A 26,021-nucleotide genomic window follows, 5' to 3' on the forward strand; every position below is an offset into this window, starting at 1 on the left:
CTCATACTCACCCCTCTTGGTTGCATCACTGAGGTAATATCATGATTGAATGATTAAATCAAGTAGAGGTCGCACCCCAAACAACTTCTAAAATTGAGAACCTTGCCAAACTCTATTTAGACAGTGAGTCTGTTCAGATTTCTGACTCAACTCAGCAAGAACTATGCAACTGGCTAATGCAAGAGTTTCGGCAAACTCCCCTCAATCCTCAATTTTCTGATGACCTGCGCTACAAAAATGCTGCTGAGATGTTTGCTGATATTGAGCAAGGTCATCTTTGGGTTTCTGCCGAAGAGGGGTATGACAATTCGATCTATCCCAACCCGTTTTATGGGTTTGCGTTTCTGGTGATGCACGACTATGACCACTACATTACCCAAAGTGATTGGAGTCTAGAAGGAGAAATCACAGCTTACAAGGTAGCTGCGAGTCGTGTGCCCAGCTTAGAGATTCAAAAGATTCTCTACTCGCAAATTGTTCTTAGAGCAGCGGCTTACATTAAGCTAGGACACGCACCTGAAGCGAAAACCGTGTTTCCGTGATCGTTTGCCCATCAATCAGGGTGTTGACCAGCGCAAGATGGCACATGCTACGGTTTGATCTGGGTTGGATTGCGCTCCTTGATGAATTGCATTGCCCGATCGATATCCTGCTGCTCGGTGAGGCGATCGGCTCGACCGTTTACAATCACGCTGCGCCAATGAAGCGGATCGTGGATTTCTTCAATCTGTAGGCAGACTTCTGGATTCGTGTCGATGTCATGAGTCTTCATGCCTTCGGTCGTAAATAGGTAGATGGCTGGGTCGTCAAAATAATAATGCATTGGCATTACGTAGGGTTTTCCTTTGTGGATGCATCCAAGATGACCGTATCCTACCTGTTGCAGGAAGCCTTGAATTTCTCGTTGTCCCATTTCATCGATGTCTAACACTGTCCTTCTCTTTTGAAACTGTCGATACTTCGACTTTGCCAGAAATTTGCTGGGGTGAGTATGAGCTACCTCATAGTACTCAGGTCTAGAGCATGTCAATGTGAAGAAGTAGTCAAACCGAGGTCTGGGAGTTCGGCAAGGGGCTAACCCTGAGCGACCATCCTCTTTTCTGACTGCATTCGACCCAAGACCAGCTCGTTTCACCAGTGAGGTCAAGACCATGACTCAGACAAAGCTCAATTTTGAAACTGCGTCAGGACATCAGCTTTTAGCGGCTGCGGGTAAGAAAACATTGCGACCGGGCGGACGAGTTGCCACTGAGCAACTGTTTCAATGGGCAGGCTTTCAGCCGGGCGAAACGGTTCTAGAGTTGGCTTCTAGCTTTGGCGATAGCGCGATCGCGATCGCTCAACGCTACAACCTGCGGGTCGTTGGAATCGAGAAGAATCCTGACAGTGTTGTCCGTGCCCGCGCCAATGTTGCGGCGGCTGGGTTAAGCAATCAGATTCAAATCATCGAAGGCGATATCTTTCACCTTGATCGTTTGAGTGAACAGTTTGATTATGTATTAGCAGAAGCCATTCTGACGATGCAGTCACCGAGTGGGAAAGCAAAAATTCTGACGGGTGTTCACGATCGCCTCAAGCCGGGTGGAAAATTTCTTTCTCACGAGTTAGCGGTTCACGACCGAGAAGCCGAAATTCATCGCGCTTTAGCCGAGGCGATTCGCGTCAATTCGACACCCCTCTCAGAAGCGAATTGGATGGCTGCTTGTGAAACTGCTGGACTGACGGTGCAGCAGCACCACATGGGCGCAATGAATTTGTTAAATCCCCGGCGGATGTTGCAGGATGAAGGCACGATCGGCACCGCGAAAATTTTGTGGAACATCTTGACTCAGCCGCCCTTGCGAAAACGAGTGCTGGCAATGCGTCGCGTCTTTCAGCAATACCAGCAAGACTTGGGCTACATCGTCCTCTGCGCGGTTGCTTTGCAGTTCCCCGAAGGGGTAATCGCTCACTAGCAAAGAACACTTCACGTAATTTTTTAATAACAATCATGAATCCTACAACACCTATCACTTCTCTCGTAACTGATCTCAATGAACAGGCTGACTATCCTGAAACAGGAGTGCGGAACAAACCCTTACACAAAGATGAGCAGACCCAGCATAGCCTCATGTGTCTGGCAGCAGGAACGACGATCGCAGAACACACATCACCGCGCAATGTCACCGTAATGGTTGTGGCAGGGCAAGGAACTCTGACCTTAGAGGGACGCGAGATTCGTTTACAGCCGGGAGTCTTTATCATCATGCCTGCCAATGCACCCCATGCCTTACAGACGACGAATTCAACGCTGGCATTTTTGCACAGCAAGTGGTGAATTTAGCGACCCAATCAACCGATGACTGACTCAACCTCGACAACTTCAACCGCGATCGCAGCGAAAGCATCTAGTTCTGTGCGATCGCAGTGGTATCACCCCACATTTTCTCCTGAGCATGGGGTTTATGTGGTGCTGATGGTTTCCTTTTTGACCGGAGCCGCCGCCGCTCAAACTTGGACGGGGGCAACCACGTTAGCGCTGGTCTGTGCTTTCTGTGGATTTCAGGCAGAACATCCCCTAGTGTTGCAGATTAAGCAGCGCCGCAGTCTCAAACCTCGGTTCCTAGTGTGGGGCGGGTTGTATTTGAGTGTTGCACTGGCGATCGCGATCGCTCTCTATCTTCAGCATCCAATTTTGCTTTGGCTTTACTTGGGTGCGATCGCTGCCTTTTTGATCGATGCCACCGCTGTTTTCTATCGCGAACAGAAATCGATCGTCAACGAATTAGTCACCTTTGCGGCAGTCTGTCTCTCTGCACCTTTTGCCTATGCTGCAACTACGGGAACTCTTTCTAGCCTGGTTTTTGGCTTGTGGGCACTCAACACCTTGTTTTTTGGCAGCGCGATTTTCACCGTAAAATTGCGAAAATCGAAGACTAGTTCTCTCATACCGGGAGGAGTGTATCACGCGATCGCGTTGCTAATGGTTAGCGGACTTTATGGCTTTGGTATTTTGCCTCTGCTGAGTGCCTTGGCGGTGAGTGTCGTCTTGCTCAAGTTTGGGCTAATTGTTTGGCAGCAAGCGTGGTATCGCACGGCTCCAATTCAGACGGTTGCTCTAATAGAAACGTTGAGTGCGCTGAGTTTCTTGGCGATTGTTGCCCTTTCAGTTTTGCCAGCCCGCTTAACTGCCCTTCTGTGAATCAAGCAGAACTTCTATCCCTGAAGCCACTGCGCCTAATGCCTCCTCGTCCAAAATGGTCAGCTTGCCGCGCTGATAAGTCACGATCGCACCGATGCTTTTGAACAGTCGGACACACTCTTCGTAAGTAATGCCAATGCTGCGAGCGATTTGATAGTAAGGGAGCTTTGCCTTTAACTGCTGACCTGATGCACTGGGTATCGTTCCAAACTGCAAGGCAGAACGTTGAATGAATTGCGCCAGCCGCACAATCGCCCGTTCTGACACCAGACCGTGAACCGTTTCGTGGAGTTGTTGAATTCGCTGGTTTAACACTTGCATCATTTGCAGCGCGATGTCTGGATGGTGTTGAATCGCTTCTAGCAGTGGCGCTCGCTCAAGGGTCAAAACCCAACAATTGCTTTTAGCCGTCACGGTTGCAGGAGCGATGCCATTGCCCAGTAAGGCAGGAGCCGCAAAAAAATTGCCAGCCGACAGGGTGCGAAGGATGGTTTCTTTGCCTGTCGTTGCTGTTTTGGCAATTTGCAGCACACCTTCCGATAGCGCGTAGAGTTTTGCAGGTAAGCGATCGCCTTCGCCCATTACAGTCTCTCCCGGCTGGTAGTGCCGCACCTCGGTACAAGGCTGCAATCGTGCTAATTCGATCGATTTCAGATTGGCAAAGATCGCGATCGCCGTCAATTGCTCAAGGGTTGCTTGCATCGTTGATAGTCAACTTGTTTAAAACGGTCCGGTTCCCTGAACGATGTGCTTAGTTGTGGTGAGCGTTTCCAGACTGATTAGCCCTCTACGATGCCCTTTTTGATTGGACATTCCTAAAAAGATGGCATCGCCTCGTTTGGGGTTGCGATAAAAACGGGGAGACGCATTGATATAGGTCGAAGCGCTATTGACCCCCAAAGCGAATTCTCGACTTTCTTGATAAGACTCGGTGGCTAAACAATCGGCGTGACCGCTGCTGTAGTGATTAATCCAGTCAATGGCAGCGCTCTGGTCGTCGGCTGTTCTAAACGCGACAATGCGATCGAGATAGGCCTGGTTCCATTCAGAGTCTTCAGCGAGGCGTAATTCTGGGAACTCAGCCACTAGACGAGCATCGCCCCGAATTTCAAATCCCTTCTCTCTTAAACTGCCCCAGAGCATCCTCAGAGAGGAGGGATTTTGCTGAGGGTGAATCAAGACCTTCTCGATCGCGTTGACTGGATCAGGCTCACTCATGTGACTGTCAAGAACCATCCAGCGAACCATCTCTAAACTGCCAGAAGGTGACCAAGACAGATAGCAGTTACCCATCGCAGACTTCAACACAGGTGCCGTAGACTGGCGCACCACCTGTTGAATCAAGCTTGGTCGCCCATAAGGGATGACCAGATTTAAGTGGCGGTCTTGAGTGATCAAATCTCGAATCGATGCCCCTTGATCGGCAGGAAGTGACTGTAAACAGTCCAGCGGCAATCCGGCATCTTCAATGGCAAACTGAAGCGCTTGGGCAACGGCTGCATTTGAGTGACTTGCCTCACTTCCGCCTTTGAGAATCAAACTATTGCCTGTCTTAATGCACAGACCTGCGGCGATCGCGCCCAAATCTGGAAACGCTTCATAGACCAGCGCAATCACGCCTAAAGGCATCAACTGAGAATAAGTTTGGCACTGGTCTACCTGAAAGTTTGCGGTCATCACACGCCCGATCGGGTCGGGCAACTCGCTGAGATGCTGCAAAATCTGAATCGTGTTTTGAATTCGTTCTGGCGTTAGTTTGAGCCATTCGAGCAGCAGTTCTGGAACCGCCATTTCGCGGCTCATTTCTAGATCTAGGGTGTTGGCTTCTAGAATGTCGTCTTGATGGCTTTTTAAAGCTTTTGCCATCGCCTGCACTGCCCGACTGCGAACTGTGCCCTTAGCCGTTGAGATCTCTAAGGACGATTGGTAGGCATTGCGAACGGCGATCAGAGGGTCGAGTGGAGGGCTAGAAGGTTGGGGGGTCATGGCGCTAACGGCGATAAGCTAACCAGACCATGAGCGCAGGCAACACTGCCAAAAGCAGCGCCACGATCGCCCAAAGGATGATGCTGCCACCCGTGCCAGAATTGAGCGCCACAGGTAGCCAAATGCTTAACAAAACGAGCAGAATGCCCAAGGCTAGAGGCAAATAGCTATCGCCTAGACCGGGATGAACCACATTCCACTGGTGCCCAGTCCAGCGCCACGATCGTTTATAGGGATAAGTGGTCGCAAGCTGCTCAATGACGTAGCCCCCTTCTTCGACCACAAAAATCTGCTGACAGCGACTACAGCCAAACGCTTCGGTCAGGGTAATCGGGGTCAAGCGTCCGCGACGACGACAAGGACAGGGATAATCGCTATTTAATTCGATCTTGTGGGCTTTTGGGGATTGCACAAGCGACGAGGGGCACAAGAATTTTTTAATCAATTGGGGTGAACGAGATCACCGATCCTGTTGCGAATTTTATCATCCTCTCTCTGGGTATCGACCGTAACTTAAGAATCAGTTGCGATTTGCCGCACGAGGCAGATTTTTAGTAGCCACTGTTCCAGTGCATTGCCAGGTTGTGGGCTGAGTGGTCGGGTTTGGTTTCTTCGTCGATCGCCCGCACCACTCGCCGATAAATCTCTTCGGCTTGCTGGGGTGAGTTGCCAATGCTGGTTAAGCCGAGTTTGCCAAATTCTGACAGGCACCCCATCAAATGAAAGACTGTGCCCGTCTCGGTGCTGGTGTCAAAGTGAAGCTGATGATAGGCGATGATGTCCATCAAGTCGTTAGGTAATAAGCCTCGATAATGCTCTCTTTGCAGGTTGTCGGTTGCTTTGTAATATTTGGCGCGCCCCTGCTGGCTATAAAATAGCCCACTGGCGAGATCATAGCGCCCGTTAGTGAGAAATTTTAGCGTCATAAATGGGTGAGTGGTGCCCCCTTTGCGGAGGTTGATCTCGATCGCTTGAAACTCCCATTCCCCACTATCGGGGTGACGAGCAGCGACAAAATCTAACCCAAACCGTTCTAACACGCCCTTCTCTGCTAGCTTTTTGCCGACTCGCAAGCCTAAGTCTTGGAGCCGCAATCGATAGGCTTCATCTGCGGGAAAGCAACAACCAAGGTAGATTTGACCATTGGGGCCGCCGAGAATTTGGTCATGGGTTGAGAGAATTTCGACTTCTCCCAGGGGATTGACCCGCCCCTGAACACTGGGCGATCGCTTTTCGTCTCCTTCAATAAACGCCTCTGCGATCGCGCCCAATTCTGGAATGCGACTGCCATAATTTTCCCAGGTTTCAGCTTTTGACTCGAAGTGAAGCGCCTGAAATTGGTCGAGAATGGTCGTCACGCGCTGGCTATGAGTTGCCGAGCCGGGGGCAATTTCTGCAAGCGGACGCAGATCTAGCAGGGCGTTGCCTTCTCCCGAAAATCCTTCATTTAGTTTAATGACGACGCGCTTTAAATCGGGTTGCCGTTCCCAGAGTTCGGCGGTGGCGATCGCCAGATCTTTAACGTTGTGGACGAGAAGACTGCCATCGGGATGAGGAACTCTACTTTCGGTAAAAATTTGGCGACTGCCGCTTTTAGTGCCCCACTCCAGCAAACCGGGATCAAGGGCAAATAATGGAATGTCTAGCTCGACTGATAAATCTCGCTCCAGAGTCGTGGAGTTATAGCAAATCATGTAAGCCCGATCGCGATCGATTGCCTGACGAATTCGCTCTATGAGTCGAGGACGCTCAAGAATTTTCTGACTCAAAGGCTTGGTCGAACTGTCGTAGGTCGAGAGCAACAACAGACGATCGCGGGCATGAGAAAAAGGAATTCCGGGTAGGAGTTGCAGATAATAATCGATCACGCTGGGGTGAAGCGGCTGTGACGTGATATAGATCAGCCGCGTCCGAGGGTTTCTCAACCGAATCAGAGAAAACAGCAGCCGTTCTTCATAGTGTGAAAAGCCCTCAATCTTCAGGAGTTCTCGCTGGTCGATGCTGATCGAGGGAATGACGACAATATCAGCATCGCTAATGTCAAACTCGTCTGATTTGCGCCAGCGATCGCGCAATTCGTCTTGAAGATGCTGAAATTTCGCGATCGGAGCCTCTAGATTGAGCGTGTTCATGCCGACTATCTCCCGCATAAGATGGGATATGAGCGATCATACAGATTGAATTATGATTCGCAATACGTGCTGAAGGAAGAAAGTTAAATGGGTGGAATGGCGAAGCCAGAATTGCGCCGATCGCTCTTAGCAAAACGGCGATCGCTTTCACTCAAAGAATGGCAGCAAAAGAGTCAGCAGCTTTGTCACCATTTAAACGCTTTATCGATCGTTCAGCAATCAAATACAATTCTGGCTTACTTTAGCTTTAGACAGGAACCTGATCTCAGGGCACTCTTTTCGCTCGATAAAACCTGGGGCTTTCCGCGCTGTGTCGGGTCGTCTTTGTCGTGGCATACTCTATCGGTTCCGCCACAGATTGGCGCTTATGGCATCGTTGAACCGCATTGTGACAGTCCAATTGTGGAACCCGATCGCGTTGATTTGATTTTGGTTCCCTGCGTGGCCTGCGATCGACGAGGTTATCGTTTGGGCTATGGAGGCGGATTTTACGATCGTCTCCTCAGCGCCCCAGAGTGGCAGGGCAAACGCACGATCGGAGTCGTCTTTGAGTTTGCAGTCGTTTCTGAGTTCGCGATCGATCCCTGGGATCAGCCCTTGCAAGGAATTTGCACTGAACGAGAATACCTTGCCATTAGTGCGTCGTTGCTTTGAGCATGTGGTAGACAATCAAGAGCTGCGTCAGCGCCAACGGATAGCTTTGAATAATTTCTCCCGTCGTTCCGGCAACTCTGCCGATCTCTGGGTTCATCTCTCGATTGCAGACGTTTAATAAGTGCGGCGCTTCGCTACAGATAAACTTTTCTAGCTCTCGCACCTGCTCGTTGGTGGCGTGTCCGTCAATCTCTAACACATCGACGGGTTTGCCCATATCTCGCTCAAGCCCTAATCGAATCGCGGGAGGCGGATTTGGATTAGACGGCGTAATGACTTGGCTTAAGTCAGGATGCGGGATCGTCGGACGCAAAACCAAGCGCACATTTAAGTGTCCATTCATTTCCTGCAACTGATCATCGGGTGGATAAAAGCTGACTACTATATCTGCCCACGATCGCTGCGGTCGAATATATTGATCCGAATCGGGTTCGCGCTTCTGCAACTCTGCGAGAACCTGTTCGGCACTATAGCCCCGCTTTTGCGTATCGCGTTTGACTTTCCACTGAGTTCGCAGTGGCTCAGGCGGTGCCAGATAAACCTTGACATCATAGCAATCTCGCACGCCACGCGTTGAGTAGCCCAACAGCCCTTCAACGATCAAAAACTGGCTCGGCTTAATATATTTCGGTGCCTCGAAGGTGCCTGTTTTGTGACTGTAAACTGGTTTGAGAATTGGCTGCCCCGTTCTGAGTAGGGACAGGTGCTGCTGCATGATGTCGAGATGATTGCAGTCGGGGTGCAAGGCAGTGATGCCTAACTCTGCCCGTTGAGTGCGATCGTAGCGGTGATAATCATCGGTGCAGATTACGGTGACGTTTTCTTCCCCCAACACCTGGGCAATTCCTTTTGTCAAGGTGGTCTTTCCTGCTGCGCTATCGCCAACAATGCCAAGAATGATGGGGCGTTGCGTCATGAAGTCCTCCCGTGCAGATTTTTAAACCAGTTCAACGACCAGCGCTGGTCTAATTTTAGGGAGGAATGTCAGGGGAAGCAATGTTAGTTAGCAAATCGTCGTAAGCTCTATGTCCCTATACTCAGGTGAGCGTTGAAATCTAAGACGGTCTGACGAATCATTGCAATACGCCAGTCTGTGTTCTCTCCATTGCTTTAACTCTATAGAAGACCTAAAGAAATCGTGATCTTTCAAACACAAGCATCCGCTATTCTGATATCTTAGCGACTCTATTAGGGCTGAATTAACCCGCTCAGGGTCTCTGCTCAACGTCAAGAGTTGTTATCCCGATCGCTACACCAGCCGCTTGCAAGTCATCCCCCTATGAAAATTTTTCTCTATCACACGCCTGAGTTAACGCCTGTTCAGAATGTTGCCGATTGCGCGATCGCCATTGACGTGCTGAGGGCAACGACTACGATCGTGAAGGCGCTATCAGTGGGTGCAGAAGCGGTTCAGGTGTTTAGTGATCTTGACAAGCTGATGCAAGAAAGTGCAGCGTGGGCACCCGAAAAGCGGCTCAGAGCTGGAGAGCGAGGCGGCGGTAAAGTGGCAGGCTATGACCTGGGCAATTCGCCGTTAGACTGCACTTCAGAACGAATGCACGATCGGCGCTTATTTATGAGCACGACCAATGGCACTCGCGCGTTAGAAATCGTTCAGGCATCTCCGAGTGTGTTGGCGGCAGCGCTAATTAATCGCCGGGCTGTCGTAGATTATGTGTTGAGCCAGCGTCCTGAAACGGTTTGGATTGTTGGTGCAGGCTGGGAAGGATCGTTTGCGCTTGAAGATACGGTGTGTGCGGGTGCGATCGCTCACAGTCTTTTAGCAGGCTTAAACTGCACTTTGGAAGAACTTGCCGGAAATGATGAATTGGCCGCAGCCGTCGCTCTTTATGAGCAGTGGAAAGATAATTTGCTGGGACTCTTTCATCTCGCGAGTCACGGTAAGCGATTGCTGCGTCTCGATTGCCACGACGATCTCAAATACTGCGCCCAAACTGACGTGCTGGATGTCTTGCCGATTCAGCGCGAAATTGGCGTGTTGGTCAGGAACCGCTAATCAGATGGAGACTTACTACGATCGGGCAGCGCAATTCTGTAGGAAACGCTTCGCCTGAATTGCGGTAATTTCTCACGCTCTCCCAATCTGTCGGAAGAACCTTTGCACCAAACATCGAAATCCGGGCAGGAGCGGAGAGGTGATTTCATCTTGAGCAGATTGAATCGTTACCTGTTTGAGGATGCGATTTTGTTGACGATAGACTTCGACTTCTTGAAGTTCTCGGTTGACGATCCAATATTCTTCAACGCCTTGTATGGAATAGAGTTTTAGTTTGGCTTCTCGGTCTCGTCGCTCATTGGTTGCGCCTGGAGACAAAACTTCGATGATCAGTTCGGGTGCGCCTGTAAGGTGTCCGGCAGCATCCATGAAGCGATCGAGCCGATTGACACTAATCCAGATTAGATCTGGGATCACGTTATCGGCTTCGGTAAAGATTAGTCCAGGAGCGGGAATGGCTTCTCCTAGTCCAGTCTCTTCTGACCAATCTTGGAGTTCGGTGCAGATGTTCCGAATCACGGATTGGTGTCTGAAGTGCGGCGCTCTCGTCACAAACAGTTCTCCATCAATAATTTCGTAGCGCTTCCACTCGTCGTTGGAGAGCAGTTCGAGATCGGAGGTCGTCCACCGGACTTTTTCTGGGACGGTTTGACTCATGATGTGTCTCCGTGACCGTTGTCGCTTCTATTGTCGCTTGTTTTTAGGGATTGGGACGATTTGCGAACCTATCGCCGCTTGAGAGTCAGCCATATGAGAAGACTGAACGCGCTTCTTGCGAGCTTGCAGAGCGATCGCACCATCAAGCTCGTAAAATGAAAAATAACGCTCGTTCATGAGGAAATTTCCATGACGATAGCTCAGTCAACCTCCTTCGTGGTCACTTGGGAAAAGCTTCCCGATGACTATCCCCTACCTGACGACCCTGTGGATAATCGGACTCAACCCGCCCTCGCCGCCGCTCTCACAGAAAGCCTCGCCGCCAACGATCGACTTGGCACTGCCGCGACTACAACCAACTATGCAATTTGCGCCACGATCGACAGCAAAATGGTCGTCAAAGCTCCCGACTGGAGTCTGATCCCGGCGATTCGTGTCCCGCTTCAACAAGTAGAACGCAGCTACACGCCACGACTTGACGGAGATGAACTTGCCATCGTCATGGAATTTCTATCCGAGACTCCAGGCACCGAATATTCGAGCAAACCCAGCTACCCGCCAGGGAAATGGTTCTTCTATGAACGAGTCCTTCGCGTTCCTAGCTATGTGATCTTCGAGCCAGAATCTGCCGCGTTGGAAGTCTATCACCTCGATCGTGCAGGCTTATATGAGCCACAGTTTCCCAACTCCGAACAGCGCTACTGGGTTCCTGAAGTGCAACTATTTTTAGGAGTTTGGCAAGGCACAAGGCAAGATCGGACGGGAAATTGGTTATGCTGGTGGACTGAATCAGGAGAGTTACTGCTGTGGGGATCTGAGCAGGCAGACGAAGAACGGCAGCGGGCAAACGAAGAACGGCAGCGATCGCAGCGTCTAGCCGAAAAGTTACGCGAATTAGGAGTCGATCCTGAAGATTTGTGAGGCGCGATGCACTTTAAGAGTCTAGCTGCCCATTTTTTCAAGCAGGCAGGTAGCGATGCGATGGGCGGCTCCGGGTTCTCCCATGCGGCGGTGACCATTTTCGGCGATCGTCTGAAGTCGATCGGGGTCACTCAACAAAGATTGCAGCGCACCTGCTACTTGATTGGGCTGCTCGACCAGAGTCACAGAGGCTCCTAGCAGGCGGGTTTGGGCTTCTGCAAACGCTGAGGTAAATTGAGGGCCGTTGCCTGGAATAATGATCGCGGGTTTGCCAAGCCCGATAAACTGTTCGGTTGCGGTGCCTGCCATTGCGATCGCGACCTGCGATCGCTGCAAACATTCTGCAAATCGATTGGGTGCTAACTCTAGCGTTGCTTGTTTTTCACCAAAACCGATTTTATAGTGATTGATTTCACATCGTTTCCAGCGATAAGATATTAGGATTTGATGCAATTTTTCGGAGTCTAATCCAGGTGCAACGGCGGTTATAAGTTGCAATGGCTTTCTAAAGTGTTCTAGCAATCCATCTAGCGATCGTAGAATGATTTCCCAGTTGTCATAGACTTCGGGCGGACGGGAGCCGGGAATCAGCGCGATCGTCAACACTGAAGGATCGGTTGTATTGTTCTGCCATGCCAATCCATCCATCATTGGGTTGCCGAGATCAAAGGCTGGAACGTCGAAGCGCTTGAGGATATTGGCAGTGATGCGATCGCGAGGGAAAACCGCTTTGCATTGAGGGCGACGCATCAGCCAGCGTTCCCAAGGTTGAAAGATGCAGTCTGTCCAGCGCTCTAAGCGATCGTCCCACCACGATTTGCGCGGCAGCCAGCCCTTCTCGTCACGTAAATAATATTCTGATTTTGCGGTTGCCACAAATGCATAAGGTGCGCCACTGAGCCACGCAAACAGCAAAGGCACAATGTCTCCGACTGCGAGAATAAATCTATCGCCTTCTCTCGCCCAAGCCTGCACTGCTTTAATCTGCGCCCACGTTAGCTGCACTAAACCGCCTTGAATGTCTCGTGCGAGTTGCTGTCCATCCATATAAATAAAGCCGCCGGAGGGCATCGTTTTGACAGTGCCAATCACCGGGATGTCAAGTTTGGCGTAGGCGTGTCCTTCTCCCACGATCGGCAGTGCTTCAATCTGCGAAAAGCCTTCTTGCTCAAGGGCTTGCAAAATGCGAACGGCGATCGCGTCTTCTCCATGCCCATTGCTAAGACAAAGTAATCGCATTGGTAACTATCCTAAGGGGTGCCAGAAGCAGAAACGGATTTTGCGTGATGTATTTACATCATCGCCTGGATTGACTAAGGCGATCGTAGAAGGGCGATGTTATTCTGCCTCAAAATCTACTTTGTCGTAGAGATCCGCAAGGGCGATTTCAAAAGGGACGGAATTGAGCGAGAGGATGGCTTCTGCGCCGTCATACTCAGAAAAAATCCATTTGCGGGGTTCGGTTTTGTAGTATTGCTCAACGTGGCGATCGTATTGATCGATTAAGACATACTCCTGAAAAGATGGAATGGTGCGATAGGCTGCAAACTTGCCGCTACGATCATAAGCCTCCGTTGAGTTTGACAGCACTTCGGCAATCATTATCGGGTTGGTTAGGGTATCTCTTCGTCCTTCCTGAAGTTGCAGTTCTCCTTGAATGATCATGACATCAGGGTAAGTGTAGATGCGCTTGCGAGGAATCCACAATCGTTGATCGGTGATGAATACATCGTAAGGTTGCCGCTTCAAGGCAAAGTTTAGGGCTGCATAGAAATTACCAGCAATCCGATTATGATTTGGCAGTCCACCAGGCATTAGAATTGTTTCTCCATCCATGTATTCATGCCGCTCCTCGGAGTTGGCTTCGAGTTCCAGATACTCTTCGAGGGTGTAATTTTTTTCTGTTTGAGAAATCATTGCAAGTTAACTCCCAGTCGTTCAAGCTGTTGATTCATTCTATCGGGCAGCTTTGCTGTGCCAAAAGCAACGCCCTTAGCTGTAAAAGTAAGGATGCAGTTCTGCTTCAGCAATATACTGGCTTGCTTGTCGAAAGATAGCTTTGCAGGTGCCTGTGTCTAACTCGCGATGATTTGGAATCGTCAGAGTTTCATTGCCGTTCATACCGACACGACGCAACTTGACGTGGCTTCCTTTTTGGCTATAGACGGTAAAGCCAAACTGGCTGAGAATTTCGATCACCTCAGCCCCTGAAAGCCTTTTGGGTTTAGGCATAGGCTGGCAGTAGCTCAAATGTGACGATGAGGACAGGATGTTCAATAAATCCAAGCAGCGCAGTATCCTCGTCTTCTAAATGCAGAGCAACCGCTTCTCGTAGATTGTCTACCAATTCGTCTAGGGTATTTCCCTGAGTGATGACGGCAATCTCTAAGCATTCAGCAATGTAGCCGCGCTGTTCGCCAGGATGGACAACGGCTGTGATGGTTTTGCGTAGATCCATAGTGAGGCTTGCAAGCGGAGATGCCCGCTTAAATTAAATTGTGTCTGCCACAATTGTAGGCGAGAAGCCAAACTAGTTTGTGATGTCAACGAAGTCGGTATCTGGGTGATCAGTTGGGGAGAATGAGGCTTCGATCGCGGCTTGCTCTTCGTTGTCTACGTGGGGAGTCAGCAGGTCGAAGAATTTGAACCACTCTTCGCGCATGACTTCACGAACGCTTTCTTTGATCAGAGCTTTGAGGGCTTGTGCATCGAGCGAGATAGTGGGTTCCATAACGGTTACTCCGGGTGTGCTTTAACTAAAACAGTGGGTTCACCAAGTTTATTGTGTGGGTGCCCAAGGCCCGACGATCGCTTCCCCATTTTTCTCTTTTTCTGCTAATTCTAAGTTTAACGTCAGCAGTTTTTCGAGCAGGTCATCGTCTGGTTTGAAGCCGTAAGCTTGAAGGACGATCGCATCGAGTTGGGCGTGGAGTTTGAAGAGTTGGCTGGTGGGTTCGTGAAAATATTCGTTGTAGAGTTTGGTGATGCCCCACTGTTTTTTCTCCATTTGGGCGCTGCGGTAGTCGTGGAGTTCTTGAGCGATCGCGCGGATGGTGGTGATCAGGTCGAGGGCTGGGGTTTGGGGGAAGGGGAAGGTTTCAAAACAGGTGTTGTGAGTGTAGCGAGTATCGCCCTTCAGCGTGGAACTTTGTGATTTTACCCAGGTTCGATGAACGTTTGAGGTGAGAATTCCAAGAATGTAGAAGTCTTCGGATGCAAGAATTATGTTTAGATCGCCAGGTAGCCATCCAGATGGAAAGGGAATGAAAACTGCCCATTTTGAGACTCTGGGTATTGCAAAACAATGGGACAAGGAAGCGATCGCTTTTCTCATCGCGGGTCTTTTCTCGCCATATTTCCACCAGTTGAGCTTAGTTGCTTCTCTACGGTTTTTATCACGTTCTGGCTTAACGTTGGTTTTCACATGAGTGAAAGGAAGTTTATAATCACTCGCGTCTTCGAGCGGCATATCGTTGAAGTCAATAATCCATCGCTCAGGCTTTCCATTTACTTCCTGTGCCAAGTTTGCGCCCATTGAAAAAAGCTTAAGTACTTCCCTATTTTTATGATCAGTTTTGACCCAATCATTTACCTGCTTTTCTGTAATGATGAAGCCTTTGCCAACTGGAATCACACCTTGAAAGCATTGGTTGAGATTTGCTTTCAAGCGAACAGCTTGCGAAACATCAACGGTCGATTTCAAGGATGAATTGATGTAGGGGACGGGTTGATTGTCGAGGTAGCAAAGCATGGTTGGCGGTGTGTTTGTGGATTTGCCCTCATCCCCAACCCTTCTCCCTGGGGGAGAAGGGAGCCGGATTGTCTTGTCCCCCTCTCCCCCAGGGAGAGGGGCTAGGGGTGAGGGTTCTTTAACCCAATTCACAATACTCACATGAACATTTGCCTCACCCGACCACACCTGAGTCGAGACCGCATCATAAATCACGCCGCCGTTCTGCACCACATAATCCAATGCGGCAATTCGGCTTTTACCTTGACTAATTGAGTTAGTGCCAACTAATCCTGCTCGACCGTTTTCGTCAATTTGGTCGTGAGCTAATCGAAACCAGTAAGCACAAAAGTCAACTGAATCTTTGACATTAGGGAAGCGCTTAAAAACACGATCGATATACTCATCCCCCAGATTCATCCGCAAATGCTTGCCACCCAAGAACGGCGGATTGCCAATAATCGCGTCTGCCTTCACCCACTCCGTAAACAGCGCATCCTTGCAGACAATATTTTCATCCAGCGTATCCAACGGCAGAGCGGGCTGATCATGAATATCGCAAAGGTCGATCGCCACTTTGCGGGCAATCATCAGCGTCACTCGCGCCAACTCCACCGCAAACGCATTCGTGTCCATGCCGTAAAACTGCTGCGGCGTAACAAAGCCAATGCTCATCTGCCCCTGCCCACTTTCCGACCTGCGACGGGCATCGATCTTGTCTTGCAGCACACGCTCCAGCCGTTTTAGCTCCAGATACGCCATGTAGAGGAAATTGCCCGACCCACACGCCGGATCAAGCACCTTATATTGGCGCAACTCCGTCTGCAAAGTGAAGAGTTCAGCCAATGTAGTTGCCTGCGCGATATTGTCTTCCCAATAGCGCGTGATCGTCGGGCGCACAATCTTGAGAATGTCTTCTTCAGACGTGAAATGAATGCCGTGGGCATGGCGTTCGGTGCTGTTGCTTTTGCCGATCGCCGACTCAAAGATATTGCCAAAAATCGACGGACGCACCGCTTTCCAGTCTTGTGAAGCTGCCGCCTCCAACAGTTGCAATTCTTTCTCGACTAGCTCTAGCAGATGCACCTCCCGAAACAAGCCCCCGTTAAAATAATCCACGCCCTGATAGCGCCCCGCCGGAGCAATGCCCGGTCGATTCATCTCCTGAAACAAGTTGCCTAAAATATCGTAGGTGTTCGATGGTTTGCCCTGGCGCGATCGCTCCAAACACTCGCGCACCAGGCTAATAAACAGATCCTCTGGCAACAGTTTTCGATCTTCTGCAAACATTGCCAACACGCATTGCAGCACAAACCGCTGGGCAGTCTGAGGATCAACGGCATCCCGCGATCGTTTGATCAGCATCGTCAGCAATTCGCCCATGCGTCCCGCCGCTTTCTCTGTCACCGACACCAGATTATTGTTGAAAACAGGCACCCGATCCAACTCTGGATTCATAAACGTGAACGCCCCGACCCGTTCGGGCAGCCGCTCTAACGAAATCTTCTCGATCGGCTCCTCTGACTGTTTTTTAAAGTCGTAGATCCAAAACTCATCGAAGTTGCACAGCATCACATAGCTAGGACACTGCAAATGCATCCAATAAGTGACGGCTTGCGCGTAATGTTTATTGAGGTCTTCGCCCCGCTTCTTCATCTCAATCAGCAAATGGGGCTTCCAGGCAAGATCGGCAAAGCCCGTATTCCCTTTTTTGCTGCCCTTTTTTACCCGTTGCTCCAGCGTTGCCCCCGCTTCGATCGCGCCTTCATGCCCAAACGCCTGAAAGAAGCGATCGAGAAAGTTTTGCGACTCGCCTTTCTCGTCACCTTTAAGATGCTGCTGGCAATATTGGACAAATTTTTGGAGGCTTGCGGGTGTGGCTGGCATGGGGGGAGTTCGGTGGGGGAGCAAAGGAAAAGAGCGATCGATAAACACAGAGTTAGCGCTCAGTGTTCCCACCTTAACCCTACCGATCGAGCTTCAAGCTCGATCGTTGACGTTCTGAACCGGAGCGTCAAGCTTCAAGCTCGATCGTTGAGGTTCTGAACTCGGAGCGTCAAGCTTTTTAGTTGATCGGTGACCTTCTGAACTCGGATTGTTGAGGTTCTGAACTCGGAGCGTCGAGCAATTTGCTCCATCGTTCAAGCTCTGAGCCTTAAGTTTGAACTTCAGAGGTCAAACCGCCGAGTTATTTTCTAGGCACTGCTGAATCCGGGTATGAATTCGCCCTCACCCTAGCCCTCTCCCGCAGGAGAGGGAACAAGATTTCTAGCTCCCCTTTCCTGCGGGAGAGGGTTGGGGGTGAGGGCAATTCCTAAACTTCTACGGCTCCACGTCTGGCCAGAGCCGCTCTAACTGGCGTTGCCATGCGGCTAACACGTCTTCTCGCGATCGCGCGCCCATTTCCATTTCGCCCATCATGCCTTCTTGATAGAAGCGATCGAGGGTTTTCATCGTCAACTCTAGCGATTGCCCCTGGCGTTTTGCGGCTTGAATAATTTGGCGAATTCGCTTTTCGGCAAAGGTGCTAAACCCTGTGTCGATGCCCAGTTCACGCAGAGCGATCAATCGTTGAATTGCGGTGGTGAAGTCAGCGATCGTCAACCCCGCTAAACTGTGCTGAAAGACTCCCCACAACACTTCTTGATGCAGCGCATAGCGAACTTCTTGAGTCGTGTCGAAGTTTGCTTCTAACAATTCTGCTAGATAGGGTTGGGCATCTTGGGCGGGCACGATCGGCACCAAAATTCTCAGCCACGATTGATCGTCTGAAAGCAGCACCAACACCCGAAACTGATCGGTCTCGACCTGATATGAGTTGGCATCTGACGTTTGAACCGATGCGCCAAATGAGTCGGTCAGTGTCTTAGCAATTTCTTCTTGAATCATGAGTTCTATAGGGTCGCTTTCTTCCACCCTACACCGTCAGCCCATCTCAAAAAAATCCCCCGATCGGCAGGCGATCGAGGAATTTGGCAAGGAGATTAAGGGATTTTGACGGTTAGACCAACCACTCTTGAACGGCTTCTTCTTTGGTGTTGGTGCGGCGGCTAGGCGTTTCGCGCTCAAACTTCATATGCACCTCGCGAGTTTGTTCACCATCGACCGCAACCGCCATGATCGGGTAGTCAATCACGCCGTCTTGGAACGACATTTGAAAGCGGAACGTGCCATCAGGGTTGAGCTTGATCGGCTGCCCCCCGATCGTCACGGTAGCATCGGGTTCGGTTGCGCCATAGACAATCAGTTCGGCATCTGCCACCAACCAAAACTGACGCGGACGGATCGGAGGTGCCGAAGCGCCGAAGCCAATGCCTGACATACCGACTCCAGACATCGTTAAGCCAGAAGTAGTCGGCACTGCCCACAGACCTACACCCGACGGAAACACATAGGAGCTAATCGCTTCTTCGTGAATCGGTGCTTGTTGCATTGAGCCATAAACAGACCCAGCTATGCGCTGCGCTTCGGCACTTTCTGCTAAATCAAAGATGCGATCGTAGATAGGGCTAGTCGTGCTGCCGTTGGGTGCAGTCGTGGTCGATGCCGCACGCTGGCTAGGAGGAACCAATTCCAAGAAGGTCTGACCCCGCAGTTCTTCATCCCACCCAACGGTAACGAAGTGATCTTCGATCCAGTCAGAGGGGTAGACAGGAGGCACCCGAACTGGGGCAGACCGTGCCAACACGAGCCAGCGACTATCTGCACACCGATAGCCAATCTCGACCATATACTCACGATCGCTAACCGGAATCGGCAAATACCATTCTCGCGCTAGCTCATCGCAGGGATATTCTTGAACGCTGTGGGGACTTTGATATTCGACGCTGATATCGGTGACATCGTAGAGGCGCAGTGCCAACTGCTGACCGCCTTTGCGACGCAGGTCTTCTTTGTGTTCGTTGGGCACATCCCAATAGGTGTATGCCCATTGAGGATCGCGAGGCATAATCACAACGCGACTTTCACCATAGCCCTCAGGCAGGTCAGTCAGATCTGCGTCAACTGCCGCTAGTGCGCCACCTGTGAGATCGCTCTGTCCAACATCAAATTTTGCTGCTTCCACTGCTTCTTTTGTCTCAAGTTTAGGGTTTTGGGTGGGTGAGAGTCGGCTGCGCTGAATCTCTTCGATCGAGGCTAAAAGCTGGTCTTTTCGCATTCGACTATAGCGAGAAACCCCATATTCGCTGGCGACTCGGCGCAGTTGCCGGAGCGTCATTTCGTCTAACGGAGGACGTTCGGTTGCCATAAAAACAAACTCCAATCATGCAAACAGAATTTTTCTAACGAGTGAAAACGTATAAGTTTACGTTTATTAATAAATCGGGGATCGCTTTCTGCACCCAATGTTGCAGAAAAGACTTAATCGGGTCAAGGGGTGAAACAGTTGAATTTGTGCGGATCAACGAATTTATAGGCAACATGGGGATCGTTATGTCAAGTTATCATGACATTTACTTAAGCGTGGGGATCGAGTCATCAATGTTTCAGAGTACAAAGATTCCCAAAGAAATCCAAATGTCAGGATTTCTTGATGTGGAAACAAAAAGCAGGGAATAGAGGACGAATAACTGAGAGTCCGATCATTTCCGGTAGACTGCTGTAAAGTTTGGTTTTGCTTGTTTATGGATTCTTCTAAGCCTGACATTTGGGATACCGATACTGTCACTGGAGGTCAGCCCAATCGCCCATCGAAACCGGGTTTGATTTCTAAGGTGCTGGCCCCGGCGGTGGGGCTGTGGCTGCGATCGCAGGTAGAGCACATCGAAGATCTAGAAGTTGAGGTTGAAGCGGGCGATCGCCAAATTCTTTCGGGCTGCATTCCTCAAGTGGAGTTGTCTGCTTGCAAAGCGGTTTATCAGGGCTTGCATTTGAGTCAAGTGCGGTTGACTGGGCAAAATATTCGCATCAATCTAGGGCAAGTCTTGAAAGGAAAGCCCTTGTGTTTGCTAGAGCCGATTCGAGTCGAGGGCACTGTGCTCTTACAGCAAGCCGATTTGAACGCGTCGCTGATGGCACCCCTGTTGGCAAATGGCATAACGGAATTTTTGTTAACGCTGCTGAGTGCCAGCGATCTGGGCGAAGTGCCTTTAGAATCTGATCCCCGACTGAATTTGCAAAACCTTCAGATTATTCTCGATGCCAATTTAGTGACATTGAGCGCTTCACTGATTTCGATGAGTGGAAATGCAACCGCGATCGCGATTCGCACTGGGTTTGGGTTAGCGAGTCCTCACGAGTTAACGCTAGTCAATCCTCAATGGCTGCCTCATGCCACTGCAAAACGCGGCTTGCCCTTGAGTGACTTAGAGGGTTACACGTTTGACTTAGGCGCAGATACTCAGATTGAGCAACTAAAGTTAGAAGCAGGACAAATTGTCTGTCAAGCCAAATTGTTGGTCAGTCCGTAAATGATTATTTGGGCAACAACGGCAACACAAGCGTCACAAAATAGTAGACGAGCGGAGCCGTAAACACATAACTGTCTGCCCGATCGAGAATTCCTCCATGACCCGGAATCAACTGTCCAGAATCTTTGACCCCCGCATCGCGCTTCATCATCGACTCGGTTAAGTCGCCCAACAGACTCGCAATGCCAATTAGAAGACCGAGGGCAACGCCTGCGATCGGCCACCCTGGCCAACCGAGATACCACGAGCCAAGAACGGCAACCGCAACGCTAGCTGCCACACCAAACACCGCGCCTTCAACCGTTTTTTTGGGGCTGATATCTGAGAGACGAGTTCGCCCGATCCAGCGCCCGATCGTGTAAGCTCCAATATCAGCCGCCCAAATGCAGAGAAACGCTAACAGGGTGTTAGTCAGCCCGATCGGAAGCGCATCTAAACCTTGCCAAGAGGTTGTCCAGAAGCCATTAAGAGGCAGATTGCTAACCTCAGCTTGACCCAAAAATCGTAGGCGAATCCAATAGCTCGGCAAGTAGCCGCCGTAAAATAAGCCCATGATCGAAGCCGAAATGTCAGCGATCGTTGCAAACTTGGGTTGAAACAGCAGATAGAAACAGATAAACGTGCCTGCGACTGGAAAAATGGCATCAGCCATCGGCGGCGAAATGTTGGAAACCACTAGCAAAATTTGACTCACGACCAGCGTTGTCTTGACGGCTGGGGCAATGTCTTTAGCGCGGGCAAGCTGAAAATATTCTAACTGCCCTAAATAGATGATCAGGCAAAAACCAGCCGTAAAATACCATCCGCCTAGCACCATCATGCCTAGCGCCAGAACGATCGCGACAATTCCACTACTGATTCGAGGCCAAGGCATAGCACTAATCGATGAAGGTCACCTGTCCAGAACTGCGTCTACTCCTCAGCACTCGCTCAGAGAGGTGAAGGTTAAGCGTTGCTTTGCAACACTTTAACGGAGAATTGAGCAACGGGTGAAGGATAGAGGCGATTCTTTTTTATTACAACTTTTCGCCGCTGAGTACAAAAATCGGATCGACTGCCGCGAAAATTTGGTTAGTGCCGCGTGTTTCAAGACGGTTGACGGCTGATTGCACGACTTCAATATTACGGGCTTGCAGCTCGGCGAGGCTTTCTGAGATTTGATAAAGCGTCTCTAAGTTTGCAGCCGTCGCAACCACTCGCCCTTGGGTTCTCAGAGGTTGCCAGACTTCTTTGAGAATTGCTTTCACTGATCGTCCGCCTTCAATGCAGACTCGATCGGGGCGGGGCGCTAATCCTTTCAGACATTCTGGCGCACTGCCTTCAATGATTTCGACATTTTTGACCCCAAAGCGATCGCAGTTGCGGCGAATCAAACTTGCCACTTCTCCATCGCGCTCTACGGCAATAATTCGTCCACCCGGACACAATAACCCTGCCTCAACAGGAATCGTGCCAGTGCCTGCGCCAATATCCCACAGCACCGAGTCGCTCTTCAGCCGCAGATGAGCGAGCAACAGCAGTCGAACTTCTCGCTGACTCATCGGAATGCCGGGCAGACTTTCAAACCAATCGTCAGGAATGCCGGGAGTCACATAAAACCAGAGGGGAGGGGGCATAGAAGGGCAGCAGGATGAATCAGTGAGTTGATCGTAGTGCTGTTAACGAAAATCGAGTCAATCTCGACAAAATTTCACGCGCCTTTGACGACTTGTAAGGTTTTCAGGCTAGAGTCTGCACATCCGCTAATCATGCCCCCAGATGCCAGAATTTCTTGTAGATCGGCGATCGCAGCTTCACTAATCTGTTCTCCAGGCAGCAAAACCGGAATGCCGGGTGGGTAAGGACAAACTAGCTCGGCGCTGATGCGATCGACCGTTTGCGCGATTGCGAGAGTTTCGCTGGGGGCAAAAAAAGCTTGATGCGGAGAGAGCGGGGAGGGCTTTGAGCCTTGAAATTTAAAGCTTGCAGGAGTCTTCTGGATGGGCGATTTTTCTAGCGTAGCCAGGGTGAAAAACGCTTGCACAAGTCGATCTATGTCGGCTTGTGTGTTGCCCAGACTGATGATGAAGGTGAGATGCTGCAACGATGGAAACTCAGCCGTTACGCCTAACGTTTGGTGCAAAATCTCGTCTGCCCTAAAGCCATCAATTCCCAACTCAGAAACGGTAACGGTGAGGCGTGTGCGATCGAGTGCCCAAAATCCTGAAGTCTGACCCGCTTGTTCAGGATTCAGCGTCGAGAGGTGGGGAATTTGGTGAATGCGCGATCGAGCTTGATCCGCTAATCCCAAGGTCTCTTCCATCAAGGATGATCCCTGCGTTGCCATTTGCTGACGCGCTGCATCAAGCGATGCCAACAGCAGATAACTCGGACTCGTCGATTGCACTAGCTGTAAGGCTTTGCTGACGCGATCGCGATCGACTCGGCTTCCTTGGCAGTGCAGCATTGCGGCTTGAGTCAGAGCAGAGAGAGTTTTGTGAGTCGATTGCACGGTCAAATCAGCGCCCGCAGACAGCGCCGAATCAGGCAATTCTGGATGAAACGCAAAATGGGCACCGTGCGCTTCATCGGCCAACAGAGGAATATTGTGCTGATGGGCAAGAGCCGCGATCGTCCCCACATCGCCACAAACCCCATAATAAGTGGGATAGACAATCATCACGGCTTTGCTGTCTGGGTGCTGCCTGAGCGCCTGTTCGACGGCTTGAGGAGTCACACTATGGGCAATATCCAGAGCAGCATCATAATCAGGATTGACGAAGATCGGCACCGCTCCCGAAAGAATTAGCCCTGAAATCGCCGATTGATGCACGTTGCGTGGCAAGATGATCTTGTCTCCCGCTTCACAGGTTGCCAAAATTGCAGCGATCACGCCACAGGTTGAGCCGTTGATCAAAAACCAGGTTTGCTCGGCTCCAAACGCTTTTGCTGCCAGGTCTTGAGCGGCTTTGATCGCACCTTGAGGGGCAAATAGATTATCGAGTTCGGGCAGTTCAGGGAGATCTGATCGCCAGATTCGCGACCCAAACAAATCGGTCAAGATCCCCGGAGTTCCCTGCCCCCGCTTATGTCCGGGTGTATAGAAAGGAGCATTTGAGCTTTGAGCATAAAGCTGTAAAGCGTCGAGCAACGGACTCGCTATTTGGGAAGATGAAATGTCTAAAGGGGTCATCTAAGTTGGGAAGGTCAAATTATTCGTTAGGATATCTTATAGTCTACCCACCTCCCGAACCGCCATTTCCTCAACCAATTCCTAGTCCCGTTCCTGAGCCGATTCCCAGCCCTGTTCCTGAGCCAATTCCCAGCCCTGTGCCTTCACCCGTTCCTGCCCCGATTCCTCAGACCATTCCAGGGCCCGTATAACCGTTTTCTCGCTTACCTTTATAACTCAACATGCTAAGAGCCGGGATTGTTGGACTTCCCAACGTTGGAAAATCGACTTTATTTAATGCGCTTGTTGCCAATGCCAAGGCGACTGCCGCCAACTTTCCCTTTTGCACGATCGAGCCAAATGTGGGCATCGTCTCAGTGCCCGACGAGCGTCTCAAAGCGTTAGCTACGATTTCTAGCTCTGCTGACATTTTGCCTGCGCGAGTCGAGTTTGTCGATATCGCCGGGTTAGTCAAAGGTGCCAGCAAGGGCGAAGGGTTGGGCAACCAGTTTCTGGCAAACATTCGCGAAGTCGATGCGATCGTGCATGTAGTGCGCTGTTTTGAAGATGACGATATCATTCACGTCTCTGGAGCGATCGATCCCGTCAGCGATATCGAGGTGATTAATTTAGAACTGATCCTTGCAGATTTGGGGCAGATTGAAAAACGGGTTGATCGCGCCCGCAAACAGTCTCGCACCAGTAAAGAAGCGCAAGTCGAAGTCACTGCCCTAGAAAAACTGATCCCGGTGTTGAATGCGGGTCAACCTGCTCGTCAAGTCACTTTGACCGACGAAGAAGAACTCTTGCTCAAACCCTTGGGGCTGCTGACTCGCAAACCGATCATCTATGCGGCTAACGTGGCAGAAGATGACTTGGCAACCGGAAACAAATTTGTTGAGCAAGTGCGAACCCTGGCAGAGCAGGAAAAAGCTCAAGTTGTGGTTGTCTCGGCGCAAGTAGAAGCTGAGTTAGTAGATCTTGCTGAGGACGATCGAGCAGACTTCTTAGCTTCTTTAGGGGTCGAAGAAGGTGGCTTAAAGGCTCTAATCCGCGCTACCTATGAGCTTTTAGGGCTGCGAACCTACTTCACCACTGGGCCCAAAGAAACTCGTGCTTGGACAATCCAGGCTGGGATGACGGCTCCTCAAGCGGCGGGTGTGATCCACACTGATTTTGAGCGCGGATTCATTCGAGCCGAAACTGTGGCGTATAAAGATCTGACGACCACAGGTTCGATGGGCGCTGCCAAGGAAAAAGGCTTGGTTCGCAGTGAAGGCAAAGAGTATGTGGTTCAAGAAGGCGACGTGATGCTGTTCAGGTTTAATGTCTAGTTTGACAAGCTGATCAGACTGGTGATGGCAGACATGAGACGATCGCGCTCGATCGGACGGGCTAAAAATCTTCGGAAGCCCATCGCGATCGCCTGATTAAAGTCTAGATCCTTGATCGATCCACTGACTAAAATCGCGGGTGTTGCATTCCAGCCGCGATTAATCTCTAAAGCTCTAAGCGATCGCATTTGCAAGCAGCGTTCATCGTCTAGCAAATCAACGTCACAGATCAGAACGTCAGGCTGACGAAGCCCAAACGCCTCCAAGCTTTCGTTGACCGAACCTGCTACAACAATCTCCACTTCAGGTGTGTGCAGCATTCGATCGATGCTGGTGGCGACTGGATCATCTGAGATCACCATTAAGCGGAGCTGATTCATTCGCAAGCCTCTCGATCTTGTCTAGCGCGAGAATTGCTTTGGTGATCTCAATCAAGCTTTGCGCCTAAACTGAGTCTGGGAGAGGGGTTTGACGAATCGACGAAACATTTGCGTCATTGGCGATCGCGTTTCTGACTCTGGCGTGACTAGTCTCTGCCTCTGCCAGACTGGTATTGCTCAAGTCAGCGTTGAGCAAATTTGCTTTGGTCAAATTGGTTTGCGTTAACACCGCGCCCGTTAAAATTGCGTCGCTTAAGTTGGCATAGCTTAAGTTTGTTCGGGTCAGATTTGCTTTGGTTAAGTTAGCGCCACTCAGATTAACGCCGCTGAGATTGATGTTTCTCAAATTGGCTGCCATCAGATTTAGGTTTCTGAAGTCTCTCTGCCCTGCCGCATATCGGCTCAAGAACTCTTTCGTATTCATGTGGTTTGAGGAATGTTAGGGACAGCAGATTTCAATCATCTAA

Annotated in this window: 31 protein-coding genes; 10 read left to right on the forward strand and 21 right to left on the reverse strand. The window is 50.4% G+C overall.

Features of this window, described 5'->3' with window-relative positions:
* Window positions 1-176 precede the first annotated feature (176 nt).
* Window positions 177-542: a hypothetical protein gene (locus C7B65_RS10035; RefSeq protein ID WP_219898471.1), complete on the forward strand. Its 366-nt coding sequence runs from the start codon at window positions 177-179 to the stop codon at window positions 540-542.
* Window positions 543-589: 47 nt separating this feature from the next.
* Here C7B65_RS10035 and C7B65_RS10040 read toward each other — a convergent pair whose 3' ends face one another.
* Window positions 590-931, reverse strand: coding sequence for a pyridoxamine 5'-phosphate oxidase family protein (locus tag C7B65_RS10040; RefSeq protein ID WP_083582909.1), 342 nt, complete (start codon window positions 929-931; stop codon window positions 590-592).
* Between the two features lie 220 nt (window positions 932-1,151).
* On the opposite strand from C7B65_RS10040, the gene C7B65_RS10045 reads away from it, so the two are divergent.
* Genes C7B65_RS10045 through C7B65_RS10055 form a run of 3 tightly spaced genes read left to right on the forward strand, consistent with a single transcriptional unit; the run spans window position 1,152 to window position 3,181 of the window.
* Window positions 1,152-1,955 (forward strand): SAM-dependent methyltransferase, encoded by an 804-nt coding sequence (locus tag C7B65_RS10045; RefSeq protein ID WP_073071797.1) that lies wholly within the window; start codon window positions 1,152-1,154, stop codon window positions 1,953-1,955.
* A 35-nt stretch (window positions 1,956-1,990) separates the two neighbouring features.
* Window positions 1,991-2,317: a cupin domain-containing protein gene (locus tag C7B65_RS10050; RefSeq protein ID WP_073071796.1), complete on the forward strand. Its 327-nt coding sequence runs from the start codon at window positions 1,991-1,993 to the stop codon at window positions 2,315-2,317.
* 21 nt (window positions 2,318-2,338) lie between these two features.
* Window positions 2,339-3,181, forward strand: a complete 843-nt coding sequence (locus tag C7B65_RS10055; RefSeq protein WP_083582907.1) for a YwiC-like family protein — start codon at window positions 2,339-2,341, stop codon at window positions 3,179-3,181.
* On the opposite strand, the gene C7B65_RS10060 is transcribed toward C7B65_RS10055, so the two are convergent.
* From C7B65_RS10060 to C7B65_RS10075, 4 genes are all read right to left on the reverse strand, one after another.
* Window positions 3,164-3,883 (reverse strand): Crp/Fnr family transcriptional regulator, encoded by a 720-nt coding sequence (locus C7B65_RS10060; protein ID WP_073071794.1) that lies wholly within the window; start codon window positions 3,881-3,883, stop codon window positions 3,164-3,166. The two genes, C7B65_RS10055 and C7B65_RS10060, sit on opposite strands and share 18 nt — an antisense overlap.
* Window positions 3,884-3,901: 18 nt before the next feature.
* Window positions 3,902-5,167, reverse strand: a complete 1,266-nt coding sequence (locus C7B65_RS10065; protein WP_073071792.1) for a glutamate-5-semialdehyde dehydrogenase — start codon at window positions 5,165-5,167, stop codon at window positions 3,902-3,904.
* Between the two features lie 4 nt (window positions 5,168-5,171).
* On the reverse strand, window positions 5,172-5,579 hold the full coding sequence (locus tag C7B65_RS10070; RefSeq protein ID WP_073071790.1) for a hypothetical protein: 408 nt from the start codon (window positions 5,577-5,579) through the stop codon (window positions 5,172-5,174).
* A gap of 139 nt (window positions 5,580-5,718) precedes the next feature.
* Entirely contained in the window at window positions 5,719-7,299 is a 1,581-nt protein-coding gene (locus C7B65_RS10075) for a peptide ligase PGM1-related protein (protein WP_073071788.1), read from the reverse strand.
* 87 nt (window positions 7,300-7,386) lie between these two features.
* Between C7B65_RS10075 and C7B65_RS10080 the strand changes: the two genes are divergently transcribed.
* On the forward strand, window positions 7,387-7,953 hold the full coding sequence (locus tag C7B65_RS10080; protein ID WP_280523177.1) for a 5-formyltetrahydrofolate cyclo-ligase: 567 nt from the start codon (window positions 7,387-7,389) through the stop codon (window positions 7,951-7,953).
* Here C7B65_RS10080 and C7B65_RS10085 read toward each other — a convergent pair.
* The gene (locus C7B65_RS10085) at window positions 7,934-8,869 is read right to left on the reverse strand and encodes a phosphoribulokinase (RefSeq protein ID WP_073071785.1); all 936 of its coding nucleotides are present in this window, start codon (window positions 8,867-8,869) and stop codon (window positions 7,934-7,936) included. The genes C7B65_RS10080 and C7B65_RS10085 overlap by 20 nt on opposite strands.
* A 363-nt stretch (window positions 8,870-9,232) precedes the next feature.
* Between C7B65_RS10085 and C7B65_RS10090 the strand changes: the two genes are divergently transcribed.
* Window positions 9,233-9,970: a 2-phosphosulfolactate phosphatase family protein gene (locus C7B65_RS10090; RefSeq protein WP_073071783.1), complete on the forward strand. Its 738-nt coding sequence runs from the start codon at window positions 9,233-9,235 to the stop codon at window positions 9,968-9,970.
* 72 nt (window positions 9,971-10,042) lie between these two features.
* Here C7B65_RS10090 and C7B65_RS10095 read toward each other — a convergent pair whose 3' ends face one another.
* A complete protein-coding gene (locus C7B65_RS10095; RefSeq protein ID WP_073071781.1) occupies window positions 10,043-10,627 on the reverse strand; it encodes a Uma2 family endonuclease in 585 nt (194 codons plus the stop codon).
* Between the two features lie 27 nt (window positions 10,628-10,654).
* Complete coding sequence (locus tag C7B65_RS27780; protein ID WP_181314379.1) at window positions 10,655-10,804, reverse strand: hypothetical protein; 150 nt, start codon at window positions 10,802-10,804, stop codon at window positions 10,655-10,657.
* A gap of 12 nt (window positions 10,805-10,816) precedes the next feature.
* On the opposite strand from C7B65_RS27780, the gene C7B65_RS10100 reads away from it, so the two are divergent.
* Entirely contained in the window at window positions 10,817-11,548 is a 732-nt protein-coding gene (locus tag C7B65_RS10100) for a Uma2 family endonuclease (protein WP_073071779.1), read from the forward strand.
* Between the two features lie 21 nt (window positions 11,549-11,569).
* Here the strand turns inward: C7B65_RS10100 and C7B65_RS10105 are convergent, their stop codons facing one another.
* The 8 genes from C7B65_RS10105 to C7B65_RS10145 all read right to left on the reverse strand — a co-directional run bounded on the left by C7B65_RS10105 (window position 11,570) and on the right by C7B65_RS10145 (window position 19,527).
* The gene (locus C7B65_RS10105; RefSeq protein ID WP_073071777.1) at window positions 11,570-12,787 is read right to left on the reverse strand and encodes a lipid-A-disaccharide synthase-related protein; all 1,218 of its coding nucleotides are present in this window, start codon (window positions 12,785-12,787) and stop codon (window positions 11,570-11,572) included.
* Window positions 12,788-12,886: 99 nt separating this feature from the next.
* Window positions 12,887-13,465 (reverse strand): Uma2 family endonuclease, encoded by a 579-nt coding sequence (locus tag C7B65_RS10110; RefSeq protein ID WP_073071776.1) that lies wholly within the window; start codon window positions 13,463-13,465, stop codon window positions 12,887-12,889.
* A 75-nt stretch (window positions 13,466-13,540) separates the two neighbouring features.
* The gene (locus C7B65_RS10115) at window positions 13,541-13,780 is read right to left on the reverse strand and encodes a type II toxin-antitoxin system HicA family toxin (RefSeq protein ID WP_073071775.1); all 240 of its coding nucleotides are present in this window, start codon (window positions 13,778-13,780) and stop codon (window positions 13,541-13,543) included.
* A complete protein-coding gene (locus C7B65_RS10120; protein WP_073071774.1) occupies window positions 13,773-14,006 on the reverse strand; it encodes a type II toxin-antitoxin system HicB family antitoxin in 234 nt (77 codons plus the stop codon). The genes C7B65_RS10115 and C7B65_RS10120 overlap by 8 nt, the downstream gene beginning before the upstream one ends.
* A gap of 72 nt (window positions 14,007-14,078) precedes the next feature.
* Complete coding sequence (locus tag C7B65_RS10125) at window positions 14,079-14,279, reverse strand: hypothetical protein (RefSeq protein WP_073071773.1); 201 nt, start codon at window positions 14,277-14,279, stop codon at window positions 14,079-14,081.
* Between the two features lie 48 nt (window positions 14,280-14,327).
* Window positions 14,328-17,165 carry a DNA methyltransferase gene (locus tag C7B65_RS28745; RefSeq protein WP_223257373.1) on the reverse strand — a complete coding sequence of 946 codons (2,838 nt, stop codon included), beginning with the start codon at window positions 17,163-17,165 and terminating at the stop codon, window positions 14,328-14,330.
* 435 nt (window positions 17,166-17,600) lie between these two features.
* Complete coding sequence (locus C7B65_RS10140) at window positions 17,601-18,167, reverse strand: CesT family type III secretion system chaperone (RefSeq protein WP_073071772.1); 567 nt, start codon at window positions 18,165-18,167, stop codon at window positions 17,601-17,603.
* A gap of 112 nt (window positions 18,168-18,279) precedes the next feature.
* Entirely contained in the window at window positions 18,280-19,527 is a 1,248-nt protein-coding gene (locus C7B65_RS10145; RefSeq protein WP_073071770.1) for a DUF4912 domain-containing protein, read from the reverse strand.
* 376 nt (window positions 19,528-19,903) lie between these two features.
* Between C7B65_RS10145 and C7B65_RS10155 the strand changes: the two genes are divergently transcribed.
* The gene (locus tag C7B65_RS10155) at window positions 19,904-20,689 is read left to right on the forward strand and encodes an LmeA family phospholipid-binding protein (RefSeq protein WP_083582904.1); all 786 of its coding nucleotides are present in this window, start codon (window positions 19,904-19,906) and stop codon (window positions 20,687-20,689) included.
* Window positions 20,690-20,693: 4 nt separating this feature from the next.
* Here C7B65_RS10155 and C7B65_RS10160 read toward each other — a convergent pair whose 3' ends face one another.
* The 3 genes from C7B65_RS10160 to C7B65_RS10170 form a co-directional block, all read right to left on the reverse strand.
* Window positions 20,694-21,563, reverse strand: coding sequence for a phosphatidate cytidylyltransferase (locus C7B65_RS10160; RefSeq protein ID WP_073071767.1), 870 nt, complete (start codon window positions 21,561-21,563; stop codon window positions 20,694-20,696).
* Window positions 21,564-21,705: 142 nt separating this feature from the next.
* The gene (gene cbiT, locus C7B65_RS10165; protein ID WP_073071765.1) at window positions 21,706-22,305 is read right to left on the reverse strand and encodes a precorrin-6Y C5,15-methyltransferase subunit CbiT; all 600 of its coding nucleotides are present in this window, start codon (window positions 22,303-22,305) and stop codon (window positions 21,706-21,708) included.
* A 74-nt stretch (window positions 22,306-22,379) separates the two neighbouring features.
* Window positions 22,380-23,861, reverse strand: a complete 1,482-nt coding sequence (locus tag C7B65_RS10170; protein WP_073071764.1) for an aminotransferase class I/II-fold pyridoxal phosphate-dependent enzyme — start codon at window positions 23,859-23,861, stop codon at window positions 22,380-22,382.
* A 5-nt stretch (window positions 23,862-23,866) separates the two neighbouring features.
* On the opposite strand from C7B65_RS10170, the gene C7B65_RS10175 reads away from it, so the two are divergent.
* Together C7B65_RS10175 and ychF are read left to right on the forward strand one after the other, a co-directional pair.
* On the forward strand, window positions 23,867-24,052 hold the full coding sequence (locus C7B65_RS10175) for a hypothetical protein (RefSeq protein ID WP_073071762.1): 186 nt from the start codon (window positions 23,867-23,869) through the stop codon (window positions 24,050-24,052).
* Between the two features lie 30 nt (window positions 24,053-24,082).
* Window positions 24,083-25,174 (forward strand): redox-regulated ATPase YchF, encoded by a 1,092-nt coding sequence (gene ychF / locus C7B65_RS10180; RefSeq protein ID WP_073071761.1) that lies wholly within the window; start codon window positions 24,083-24,085, stop codon window positions 25,172-25,174.
* On the opposite strand, the gene C7B65_RS10185 is transcribed toward ychF, so the two are convergent.
* The gene (locus tag C7B65_RS10185; protein WP_073071759.1) at window positions 25,171-25,554 is read right to left on the reverse strand and encodes a response regulator; all 384 of its coding nucleotides are present in this window, start codon (window positions 25,552-25,554) and stop codon (window positions 25,171-25,173) included. The genes ychF and C7B65_RS10185 overlap by 4 nt on opposite strands.
* Before the next feature lie 64 nt (window positions 25,555-25,618).
* On the reverse strand, window positions 25,619-25,978 hold the full coding sequence (locus tag C7B65_RS10190; RefSeq protein ID WP_073071757.1) for a pentapeptide repeat-containing protein: 360 nt from the start codon (window positions 25,976-25,978) through the stop codon (window positions 25,619-25,621).
* Window positions 25,979-26,021: the final 43 nt, after the last annotated feature.

The organism is Phormidesmis priestleyi ULC007 (assembly GCF_003003695.1).
In the GTDB taxonomy this organism is placed as follows: Bacteria; Cyanobacteriota; Cyanobacteriia; order Leptolyngbyales; family Leptolyngbyaceae; genus Phormidesmis_A; species Phormidesmis_A priestleyi_A.

What these genes read in the sequence shown, in the direction of transcription:
- C7B65_RS10035 (WP_219898471.1), top strand. Translation starts at nt 177, where the DNA reads ATGCAAGAGTTTCGGCAAACTCCCCTCAATCCTCAATTTTCTGATGAC.
- C7B65_RS10045 (WP_073071797.1), top strand. Translation starts at nt 1,152, where the DNA reads ATGACTCAGACAAAGCTCAATTTTGAAACTGCGTCAGGACATCAGCTT.
- C7B65_RS10050 (WP_073071796.1), top strand. Translation starts at nt 1,991, where the DNA reads ATGAATCCTACAACACCTATCACTTCTCTCGTAACTGATCTCAATGAA.
- C7B65_RS10055 (WP_083582907.1), top strand. Translation starts at nt 2,339, where the DNA reads ATGACTGACTCAACCTCGACAACTTCAACCGCGATCGCAGCGAAAGCA.
- C7B65_RS10060 (WP_073071794.1), bottom strand. Translation starts at nt 3,883, where the DNA reads ATGCAAGCAACCCTTGAGCAATTGACGGCGATCGCGATCTTTGCCAAT.
- C7B65_RS10065 (WP_073071792.1), bottom strand. Translation starts at nt 5,167, where the DNA reads ATGACCCCCCAACCTTCTAGCCCTCCACTCGACCCTCTGATCGCCGTT.
- C7B65_RS10075 (WP_073071788.1), bottom strand. Translation starts at nt 7,299, where the DNA reads ATGAACACGCTCAATCTAGAGGCTCCGATCGCGAAATTTCAGCATCTT.
- C7B65_RS10080 (WP_280523177.1), top strand. Translation starts at nt 7,387, where the DNA reads ATGGGTGGAATGGCGAAGCCAGAATTGCGCCGATCGCTCTTAGCAAAA.
- C7B65_RS10085 (WP_073071785.1), bottom strand. Translation starts at nt 8,869, where the DNA reads ATGACGCAACGCCCCATCATTCTTGGCATTGTTGGCGATAGCGCAGCA.
- C7B65_RS10090 (WP_073071783.1), top strand. Translation starts at nt 9,233, where the DNA reads ATGAAAATTTTTCTCTATCACACGCCTGAGTTAACGCCTGTTCAGAAT.
- C7B65_RS10095 (WP_073071781.1), bottom strand. Translation starts at nt 10,627, where the DNA reads ATGAGTCAAACCGTCCCAGAAAAAGTCCGGTGGACGACCTCCGATCTC.
- C7B65_RS27780 (WP_181314379.1), bottom strand. Translation starts at nt 10,804, where the DNA reads ATGAACGAGCGTTATTTTTCATTTTACGAGCTTGATGGTGCGATCGCT.
- C7B65_RS10100 (WP_073071779.1), top strand. Translation starts at nt 10,817, where the DNA reads ATGACGATAGCTCAGTCAACCTCCTTCGTGGTCACTTGGGAAAAGCTT.
- C7B65_RS10105 (WP_073071777.1), bottom strand. Translation starts at nt 12,787, where the DNA reads ATGCGATTACTTTGTCTTAGCAATGGGCATGGAGAAGACGCGATCGCC.
- C7B65_RS10110 (WP_073071776.1), bottom strand. Translation starts at nt 13,465, where the DNA reads ATGATTTCTCAAACAGAAAAAAATTACACCCTCGAAGAGTATCTGGAA.
- C7B65_RS10115 (WP_073071775.1), bottom strand. Translation starts at nt 13,780, where the DNA reads ATGCCTAAACCCAAAAGGCTTTCAGGGGCTGAGGTGATCGAAATTCTC.
- C7B65_RS10120 (WP_073071774.1), bottom strand. Translation starts at nt 14,006, where the DNA reads ATGGATCTACGCAAAACCATCACAGCCGTTGTCCATCCTGGCGAACAG.
- C7B65_RS10125 (WP_073071773.1), bottom strand. Translation starts at nt 14,279, where the DNA reads ATGGAACCCACTATCTCGCTCGATGCACAAGCCCTCAAAGCTCTGATC.
- C7B65_RS28745 (WP_223257373.1), bottom strand. Translation starts at nt 17,165, where the DNA reads ATGCCAGCCACACCCGCAAGCCTCCAAAAATTTGTCCAATATTGCCAG.
- C7B65_RS10140 (WP_073071772.1), bottom strand. Translation starts at nt 18,167, where the DNA reads ATGATTCAAGAAGAAATTGCTAAGACACTGACCGACTCATTTGGCGCA.
- C7B65_RS10145 (WP_073071770.1), bottom strand. Translation starts at nt 19,527, where the DNA reads ATGGCAACCGAACGTCCTCCGTTAGACGAAATGACGCTCCGGCAACTG.
- C7B65_RS10155 (WP_083582904.1), top strand. Translation starts at nt 19,904, where the DNA reads ATGGATTCTTCTAAGCCTGACATTTGGGATACCGATACTGTCACTGGA.
- C7B65_RS10160 (WP_073071767.1), bottom strand. Translation starts at nt 21,563, where the DNA reads ATGCCTTGGCCTCGAATCAGTAGTGGAATTGTCGCGATCGTTCTGGCG.
- cbiT (WP_073071765.1), bottom strand. Translation starts at nt 22,305, where the DNA reads ATGCCCCCTCCCCTCTGGTTTTATGTGACTCCCGGCATTCCTGACGAT.
- C7B65_RS10170 (WP_073071764.1), bottom strand. Translation starts at nt 23,861, where the DNA reads ATGACCCCTTTAGACATTTCATCTTCCCAAATAGCGAGTCCGTTGCTC.
- ychF (WP_073071761.1), top strand. Translation starts at nt 24,083, where the DNA reads ATGCTAAGAGCCGGGATTGTTGGACTTCCCAACGTTGGAAAATCGACT.
- C7B65_RS10185 (WP_073071759.1), bottom strand. Translation starts at nt 25,554, where the DNA reads ATGAATCAGCTCCGCTTAATGGTGATCTCAGATGATCCAGTCGCCACC.
- C7B65_RS10190 (WP_073071757.1), bottom strand. Translation starts at nt 25,978, where the DNA reads ATGAATACGAAAGAGTTCTTGAGCCGATATGCGGCAGGGCAGAGAGAC.